This window comes from Roseomonas sp. GC11 (assembly GCF_024437745.1).
Taxonomy (GTDB): domain Bacteria; phylum Pseudomonadota; class Alphaproteobacteria; order Acetobacterales; family Acetobacteraceae; genus Pseudoroseomonas.
This window is the reverse complement of record NZ_JANFNY010000153.1, coordinates 1-5,092: the sequence shown is the minus strand read 5'-3', so window position 1 is coordinate 5,092 and position 5,092 is coordinate 1. Positions and strand designations below refer to the sequence as shown.

Below are 5,092 nucleotides of genomic sequence, written 5' to 3'. Positions count from 1 at the left end.
CCGTGAAAACCTGATTGTCGCTGCTCTCCACCATGCCCAGAACATGGGAACAGCATTCAAGCTCTAACAGGCCTTAAAGCATCCAACGATCAGCCAAAGCAAACACTTTTGGGTCAGGCTCTGAGCCAGCCCCGCGCCTTGCCTGCCTTCAGCGCCACAGAAAAGTCGGTTGATAATGATGCAACAACGGTCTTCGATCCTGTCCAACGGGTCATGATTTGTTGAAGGAGTCCTGGATCGATGCCGATCCATCTTGGTCGCCGAGCAGCGATGACCGCCGCATTGTCGCTGGCGGCCTGCTCATCAGAGGTCCGGAGACATCGCCCAGCTGAGATGCGGGCCAACTACAGCTACGATCCCTCCCGCGGGGACGCTGTTCTTCTCGGGTCGCTCGAGACCTTTGCGGCCTATCCCAATCTCGCTGCCAGCGTCCTCCTCCAACAACCACGCCTAATCTTCATGGGAATCATGCGAGTTGTCGAAACCGGCGACCGCGTAGAGCCATCCGCCCCGCAACAGCGCGGGTACAACGTTACCGGCGGGTCCAGCGCTGAAGAGTACGCCGACAAAGTCAGCGGTCTCGATTCCTCGACCGTGCTCTTCTGCTTTGTTGCTTCGCCAGCTCGCTACAGAATATCCGGAATAAAACTATGGACCGCCGGAGGAACTATTTACGACTCCAGCCGCACCACAGAATTTCCGCCCATCGAGTTCACCGCAGAAGCAGGCGTAGCACGCTACATTGGAAATTTTGCATTTGGATATCGGTCGCAACTCCGTGTTTCCCATATCGCCTTGCGCGATCGGGCAGAGCGCGATCTTCAGAGGCTCCGCAACGAGGTGCCGTGGTTGGCCTCGGTCAATCCGGTGATCGATATTCCCAGGCCCGCCGGCTTTCCCGCCGAATTTCCGGCAGAAATCACATGAGCGGAGGGGCAATTCCCCTGCTCCGGCGCCGCGCCTTGCTGGGTGTCTCGATGCTCGGCATGGCGGGGCTGGCGGCCTGCGGTTCGAGAACCAAGCTTTCCCCCGGGGAAGCTTCGGCCCCTCTGCAGCCGGACGAGGGCCTGGCACTCCTCTCCCTGCGGCGTTACGTCCGGGAAGACTGCCGTGATGCCTTCCGTCCCAGTCTCGTCCTGGCCCACCGGGATGGCAGCCCGTCAGAGCATGTTTATGTCGAGCATCCCACCAGCGTGGAGTGGCCGCCGGATTCCAGGAGGGCCAATGTCATCCGCTATGTCCAGGCCCTCCGCCTGAAGGCCGGACAGCACGCTTTTATCGCCTACACCTACTCCTTCGGAAACTCCTACCCTTCCCTCAGAGTCGCGCCTTTCACTTTCATCGTCACAGCAGGGCAGGCGACCTACATTGGCGGAATTGGGTTTTATCCAGAATATTTCCCAGGTCTTGGCTGCACCAGCTACAATTCGACGCCCTTCTATTTCAGTGATCTTGAACAGGATCGCGCCCTTTTTTTCGAGAAGTTCTCTCTCCTCTCGAAGATGGACATCGTGGATCGGAGCTCTCTGCCGCGCGAGTGGCGCCGTGGTCCTGAAGGCTTCGATTGAGCGCGGTGCTCTCCCGGCCCAAAGCATGACGAATATGCGCCGCTGACGCCCTTGCCCCGGCCAGGGGCCGCCGGTCCTGCGCCTCAGGACGGCCACCCCTGGCGGCGCAGGATTCGGTGCAAGGGCTGCCCCGGACATCCCGGTAAAACGGATGCAATCGCGAAGCAGAGCTCCGCGGAACCGAGCCAGATGCACCCGACGGCAGGGCCACAGGCTGGAAAAGCCAGTAGGATGGCAGGCGCGGCGAGCTGCACCCTTCCCGAGCCATTCAGAAGAGCCCTACCGGAGAACGCCCATGACCTTCCTGATCATCGCCCATGATGGCACCGACGAGGCCGCGCTGGAGCGCCGCATGGCCGCCCGCCCGGCGCATTTCGAGCGCGCGGCGGCCGAAGCCGCGGCCGGGCGGCTGATCGTCGGCGGGGCGATCCTGGACGAGGCCGGGAAGATGGTGGGCTCGTCGCTGCTGTTGAAGGTGGCGGATGAGGCGGCAGCGCGGACCTGGATCGCCGCCGACCCCTACAGCACCGGCGATGTGTGGCGGGAGATCGAGATCCGCCCCTTCCGCGTCGCGCCGCTCCCCTACCACGCCCTGCCGCAACCCTAATTCTACTGTGTCATAAAAATTTGTATGACGCGGGCCTTGCCGTGTAGAGATGGAGCTTCTCCCTCATGGAGGCAGGGCGTGGGTCTCTCATCTGATAGGCACGGCGGCGAAGCCCGGCTTACGGCGTATGTCGATGCCCTGGCAGCAGCGCTGGGCCATGCGGACCGGGTGGCGCCTTTCCAATCCTACTGCACCGGACTGCTGTTGCCCGGTGCACGCAAGAGCGTCGAGCCGATAGCAGCGCGGGTTGAACCGGGACGCGTGCAGGCGGCACACCAGTCGCTGCACCACCTCGTTGCCAAGGCCGACTGGTCCGACGATGCGGTGCTCGGCGCCGTTCGCGCCCAGGTGCTGCCGCTGATCGAGCAGCGCGGCCCCATTCGCGGCTGGGTGGTGGACGATACCGGCATCCCGAAGAAAGGCCAGCATTCGGTCGGCGTGGCACGGCAGTATTGCGGCCAGCTCGGCAAGCAGGACAACTGCCAGGTGGCCGTGACGCTCTCGCTCGCGGCCGAGCACGCCAGCCTGCCGGTCGCGCACAGGCTCTACCTGCCGCAGTCCTGGGCCGGCGATCCGGCGCGGCGCGCCAAGGCAGGCGTGCCGGAGGCGGTGACCTTCCGCACCAAGCCGCAGATCGCGCTGGAACAGATCCGCACCGCGCTGGCCGCCGGAATGCCGCCCGCCCCGGTACTGGCCGATGCCGGATACGGCGTCGACACTGACTTCCGGGACGGCATTACCGAACTTGGCCTGCACTACGTGGCCGGCATCCAGTCCTCGGCCAGCCTGTGGCCGCCGGGCATGGAACCGCTGCCGCCGAAGACGTGGACCGGCCGCGGCAGGCCGCCCTCGCGGGTGCGGCGAGACAATGACCACAAGCCGGTCTCGGCGAAGCAGGTCGCGCTCGACCTGCCCCCGACAGCCTGGCACCGCGTGATCTGGCGTGAGGGCAGCAACGCCCCGCTCGCCTCGCGCTTCGCCGCCGTGCGGGTGCGCCCGGCCCATCGTGACGGTCAACGCCCGGCACCGCGTCCCGAGGAATGGCTGCTGGTTGAATGGCCAAAAGGCGAGGTGGAGCCAACAAAGTACTGGCTCGCCACCCTGCCGGGGACGACGAAGCTGCGGGCATTGGTCAGCCTGGCCAAGCTGCGCTGGCGCGTCGAGCGGGACTATTTGGACCTCAAGCAGGAACTCGGGCTCGGCCACTACGAGGGCCGCGGCTGGCGCGGCTTCCATCACCACGCCACGCTGTGCATCGCCGCCTACGGCTTCCTGCTCGCCGAACAGGCCGCGCTTCCCCCCTCGGGAGAGCGAAGTCCGCTATCCATCCCGCAATCTGCCCTACCCAACTCCTACAGACCCCGCGGCGCTCCCGATCCGGCCTGAGCGCCATGTCGCCGCCTCGATGACCTCGCTCCGAATCACAATCACACGCGGCCTGGCGCGAACGCTGCCACGGTGTCCCTGCTGCCAACGCCAGCGAGCAAGATATTTTATGACACAGTAAAAGTAGGCGCCTATAGGCTTGCGCCTGCGCCTCGGTATGAGAACTGCGCTGTCTTACAAAACCCACCCCTCTGCTCCCCCCACCCCACCGGCACCCCCTCCATCAACCCCGGCAGCGTCACCCCCTCCGGCTGCCGCCCATCCAGGATCGCCTCCACGATCTCCGGCGCCAGCAGGGTCAGCTGCAGGAGGCGGCCGAGATACCCCCTGTCGATCTTCTCGGCCGCGGCCATCTCGGTGATCGAGGCGTAGCGCCCTTGGTCCAGCAGCTTGCGGTAGCGGAAGCCCCGCGCCAGCGCCTTCACCAGCGCCGGGTCCGCGCGGCAGGCCAACACGGTGACGCCGGGCGCCCCCTCCGGCGCCACCACCCGCTTCCGCCCGCCGCGGCGGCGGATGGCCAGCGGGACATGGACGGTGAGGCTGGTCATGCCGCCCTCCGCAGATCCTGCACCAGGCTGGCCAGCCCCTCCAGTCGCAGCCGGATGTCGGCACCGGCCGGGCCGACATCCACCCGCTCCACCAGCAGCCGGACGATCCGCGCCTGCTCGGCCGGGAAAAGCTCCTCCCAGAGCGGGTCCAGCCGCTCCAGTGCTACCAGGGTCTCGGCCTCGGTGAGCTCCGGCGCCTCGGCCCGCGCCGCGCGCCAGGTGCCCACCACCACCTCGGGCTGGCGCAGCAGCGCGCGCAGTTGCGCCACCACCGCGCCCTCGATCTCGCCGGCCGGCAGGCGCCGCACCGGGCAGTCGCTGCGCGCGCCCTTCATCACGGCCTGCGCGACGTAATAGCGATAGAGCTTGCCGCGTCGCCGCGTCTGCGAGGGCGACATGGCGCGGCCATCGGGGCCAAAGATCAGGCCGCGCAGCAGGGCCGGGCTCTGCCGGCGGTTCTGGTTGGCCCGGCTGGCTGCGGGGGTGTTGATGATGGCCTGCACCTCCTCCCACAGCGCCCGCGGCAGGATGGCCGGATGCGCGCCCGGATAGGCCTGGCCCTTGTGGGTGACCTCGCCGATGCTGATGCGGTTGTGCAGAAGCCGATAGAGCGAACCCTTGTCGAAGAGCCGGCCGCTCTTGCTGCGCACCCCCTCAGCGGCGAGTTGGCGCAGCGTGGCAAAGCCGGAGCGGGTTTCGGCAAAGAGAGAAAAGATCCTTTGCACCACAGCAGCCTCGGCCGGCTCGATCACCAGCTTGCGCTCGCGCACGACATAGCCGAGCGGCACCGGCCCGCCCATCCACAGGCCGCGCGCCTTGGAGGCGGCAACCTTGTCCTGCACGCGCTCGCGGATCACTTCGCGCTCGAACTGCGCGAAGGAGAGCAGGATGTTGAGGGTCAGGCGGCCCATGCTGGTGGTGGTGTTGAAGCTCTGCGTCACCGAGACGAAGGTGACGCTGTGGGCGTCGAACACCTCGACCAG

Annotated in this window: 6 protein-coding genes; 4 read left to right on the top strand and 2 right to left on the bottom strand. The window is 66.3% G+C overall.

All coding sequences use genetic code 11. The annotated features are described in order from the left end of the window. Positions 1–240 precede the first annotated feature (240 nt). From NON00_RS23985 to NON00_RS23970, 4 genes are all read left to right on the top strand, one after another. Positions 241–927, top strand: a complete 687-nt coding sequence (locus NON00_RS23985; protein ID WP_256025313.1) for a hypothetical protein — start codon at positions 241–243, stop codon at positions 925–927. A 50-nt stretch (positions 928–977) separates the two neighbouring features. Then, a complete protein-coding gene (locus tag NON00_RS23980) occupies positions 978–1,568 on the top strand; it encodes a hypothetical protein (RefSeq protein ID WP_256025312.1) in 591 nt (196 codons plus the stop codon). A 295-nt stretch (positions 1,569–1,863) separates the two neighbouring features. Continuing rightward, complete coding sequence (locus NON00_RS23975) at positions 1,864–2,175, top strand: YciI family protein (protein ID WP_256025311.1); 312 nt, start codon at positions 1,864–1,866, stop codon at positions 2,173–2,175. Between the two features lie 78 nt (positions 2,176–2,253). After that, positions 2,254–3,561: an IS701 family transposase gene (locus NON00_RS23970; RefSeq protein WP_256025310.1), complete on the top strand. Its 1,308-nt coding sequence runs from the start codon at positions 2,254–2,256 to the stop codon at positions 3,559–3,561. A gap of 131 nt (positions 3,562–3,692) precedes the next feature. Here the strand turns inward: NON00_RS23970 and NON00_RS23965 are convergent, their stop codons facing one another. Together NON00_RS23965 and NON00_RS23960 are read right to left on the bottom strand one after the other, a co-directional pair. Further along, entirely contained in the window at positions 3,693–4,109 is a 417-nt protein-coding gene (locus NON00_RS23965) for a hypothetical protein (RefSeq protein WP_256025309.1), read from the bottom strand. Next, positions 4,106–5,092, bottom strand: a 987-nt coding sequence (locus NON00_RS23960) for a recombinase family protein (RefSeq protein WP_256025308.1), incomplete at its 5' end; no start/stop codon positions are given. The genes NON00_RS23965 and NON00_RS23960, both read right to left, overlap by 4 nt.

What these genes read in the sequence shown, in the direction of transcription:
- NON00_RS23985 (WP_256025313.1), top strand. Translation starts at nt 241, where the DNA reads ATGCCGATCCATCTTGGTCGCCGAGCAGCGATGACCGCCGCATTGTCG.
- NON00_RS23980 (WP_256025312.1), top strand. Translation starts at nt 978, where the DNA reads ATGCTCGGCATGGCGGGGCTGGCGGCCTGCGGTTCGAGAACCAAGCTT.
- NON00_RS23975 (WP_256025311.1), top strand. Translation starts at nt 1,864, where the DNA reads ATGACCTTCCTGATCATCGCCCATGATGGCACCGACGAGGCCGCGCTG.
- NON00_RS23965 (WP_256025309.1), bottom strand. Translation starts at nt 4,109, where the DNA reads ATGACCAGCCTCACCGTCCATGTCCCGCTGGCCATCCGCCGCCGCGGC.